The following is a 2,723-nucleotide window of genomic DNA, read 5'->3' as shown; positions in this document are numbered from 1 at the left end:
GCCGCCGCTGACGAGCGTCTGCATCGCGAAGCCCTGACCCGGTTTCATCGTCGCTTCGAGCGCCGCGACCGCGCGGGGGATATCGGTCGCCGCGGCGAAATCGCGCGCCGCCTCCTGCGCCGGGGCGACCGTGGCGACCGCGACCGTCGCCAGCGCGAGCAGGACGCGCATCACGCCTTGGTGCCCGATGCCAGCCGGATCGTCCGCCCCTCGCGCGCCGAGCGGTAGATCGCCTCGACGATACGCAGGTCGCGCAGGCCCTCCGCACCCGACACGATCGGTTCTCGGCCGGTGCGGATGCAGGTGACGAGATGATCGAGCTGGCCGGCGAACTGGGTGCGGCCCGACGCCGCTGGCGTGACATCGCGCTCGCGCCCGTCGGCGCCCGTCCACATCCTGTTGTCGGCATAGCGGGTCGCGGGTTCGAGCTCGATCCGCCCGCGTTCGCCCATAAACAGGATGTGGTTCTGGTTCGCGCTGTACATCGACTGGCAGCTGGCGATCGCGCCGGACGGGAATTCGAGCGTCCAGTCGATCATGTCCTCGACCTCGCGAAACCGCGGATCGGTGCGATCGGTGGACTCGCGCGCGGTCACCGCGACGGGCTCCTCGCCGGTCATGTAGCGTGCGGCCTGGAGGCTGTAGATGCCCATGTCCATCAGCGAGCCCCCGCCCGCCAGCGCCTTGTTTAGCCGCCATTTCGACGGATCGCGCTGGACGAAGCCGTGTTCGGACCGGACGTAACGCGTCCTGCCCATCGTCCCCGCACGCGCGAGCCGCATCGCCTCGACGTTGCAGGGCTCGAAATGGCAGCGATAGCCGATCATCAGCTTGCGATCCGCCGCCTTGCAGGCCGCGATCATCGCCTCGCATTCGGCGACCGAGACCGCCATCGGCTTTTCGCACAGGACATGCTTGCCGGCGCGCGCGGCGCGGATCGTGTACTCGGCATGCATCGCGTTGGGCAGGCAGATATAGACGATATCGATATCGGGATTGTCGCGGATCCGATCGAAGGTCGCATAGCTGTAGACCGACCGGTCGGGCAGGCCGTGCGCGGCCGCGACGCGGCGCGCCTTGGCGGGGTCACCGCTGACCACCGCGGCGAGCCGGCTGTGCGCGCATTTGGCGAATTCGGGGATGATGACGTCGAGCCCGTAATAGCCCAGCCCGACGATCGCATAGCCGAGCTTGCGCGTCGGGGCGGCCGCCTGCGTGATCGCGGGCACCGCGGCCAGCGCGGTTGCGCCGATGACAAATTCGCGTCGTCCTATCGTCACGATCAGATCCCCATCCTGCAAGCGCTGTCGGCCACCCTGTTCGGCTACCGGCTGTCGCGTGGCCATTACGACCTTGGTCGGTCTTATCGCCGATCCGTGCCGTTGGCGCCATCCGCGCTGGCGCGGTCATCGATCCAGGCCCAGACGTCGCGTACCAGCGTGTCGGGCGTCGCCTGCGCATCGAGCGTGATCGCGGTTTCGTCGGGCCCGGGGCGCTCGAGCGTCGCGCGCTGGCTGTCGAGCAGGCTGGCCGGCATGTAATGCCCCGCGCGCGCGCCGAGCCGTCGCGCGAGTTCCGCCGGATCCGTGTCGAGCAGCACGAACAGCAGCGGGACGCCCGCGGCAGCGACAAGCCGCTCGCGATAGACCCGCTTCAGCGCAGAGCAGGCGGCGACCGCAAAGCCGTCGGCCGCGACCGCATCGCCGATCGCGTGACCGACGCGGTCGAGCCAGGGCCAGCGGTCGGCGTCGTCGAGCGGATGGCCGGCGCGCATCTTGGCGACCGCCTCCGCGCTGTGGAAGCCATCGCCTTCGAGGAAGCGGTGACCCGCCTGATCGGCGAGACGCTGGCCGAGCGTCGACTTGCCGCTGCCGCTGACGCCCATGACGATGATCGCGCAACCGCGCGGGACCGCGTGGGGCATGCCGTCGCCGGAGCGGGCCTGGGGGGAGGGGGTGGTTTGCACAGATCCTGACTCGCGGTTTGAGCGCGTCCGGCGGCGCCTGGTTCCAGGCCTCTATCCGGTCGATCGCGACAATTGGCCATTACGACCATCGTCGCGCCCTTGTCGACCGGCGTCGGTACGGGCATCGAGACCGGCCAATCACAGAGGTCGATGCATGTCCGCTCGCAATCATCATGACGTCCTGATCGTCGGGGCCGGCCATGCCGGTGCGCAGGTCGCGATCGCGTTGCGGCAACGCGGCTATGCGGGGACGATCGGGCTGATCGGTGACGAGACGTCGCCCCCCTATGAGCGGCCGCCACTGTCGAAGGACTATCTGGCCGGCGAAAAGGCGTTCGATCGCATCCTGTTGCGCCCTGCCAGCTTCTGGGGGGAGCGCGGGATCACGCTGATCCCCGGGCGTCGCGTCAGCCAAGTCGACGCGGCCGCGCACTGCGTCAGCCATGTCGACGCGCAGGCAAGCGAGAACGCCGACGAGACGAGCCTGCACTATGGCACGCTCGTCTGGGCCGCGGGGGGATCGCCGCGGCGGCTGGGGTGCGACGGGCATGATCTCGCCAGGGTCCACGGGGTGCGGACGCGCGACGATGTCGACCGGATGATCGCCGAACTGCCGGGCGTCACGCGGGTCGTGGTCGTCGGGGGCGGCTATATCGGGCTGGAGGCGGCGGCGGTGCTGACCAAGCTCGGTAAGCAGGTGACGGTCCTCGAAGCGCAGGACCGGGTGCTTGCGCGGGTGGCGGGGGCGGCGCTGTCG

General features: G+C 69.7%; 3 protein-coding genes. 1 reads left to right on the top strand and 2 read right to left on the bottom strand.

Going from position 1 to position 2,723, the window contains the following annotated elements:
* Nucleotides 1–170: 170 nt before the first annotated feature.
* Both sphsw_RS11005 and sphsw_RS11000 read right to left on the bottom strand, forming a co-directional pair.
* On the bottom strand, nt 171–1,280 hold the full coding sequence (locus sphsw_RS11005) for a Gfo/Idh/MocA family protein (protein ID WP_235188365.1): 1,110 nt from the start codon (nt 1,278–1,280) through the stop codon (nt 171–173).
* 83 nt (nt 1,281–1,363) lie between these two features.
* Nucleotides 1,364–1,924: a gluconokinase gene (locus tag sphsw_RS11000; RefSeq protein WP_235188364.1), complete on the bottom strand. Its 561-nt coding sequence runs from the start codon at nt 1,922–1,924 to the stop codon at nt 1,364–1,366.
* Between the two features lie 196 nt (nt 1,925–2,120).
* Between sphsw_RS11000 and sphsw_RS10995 the strand changes: the two genes are divergently transcribed.
* Nucleotides 2,121–2,723 (top strand): FAD-dependent oxidoreductase (locus tag sphsw_RS10995; RefSeq protein ID WP_031440660.1); only part of this gene is annotated, 603 nt, incomplete at its 3' end.

The sequence above is a fragment of the Sphingomonas sp. FUKUSWIS1 genome, from assembly GCF_000733135.1.
Taxonomy (GTDB): domain Bacteria; phylum Pseudomonadota; class Alphaproteobacteria; order Sphingomonadales; family Sphingomonadaceae; genus Sphingomonas; species Sphingomonas aerolata.
The sequence above is the reverse complement of the archived record's forward strand: the minus strand, read 5'-3'. Positions and strand labels throughout refer to the sequence as shown.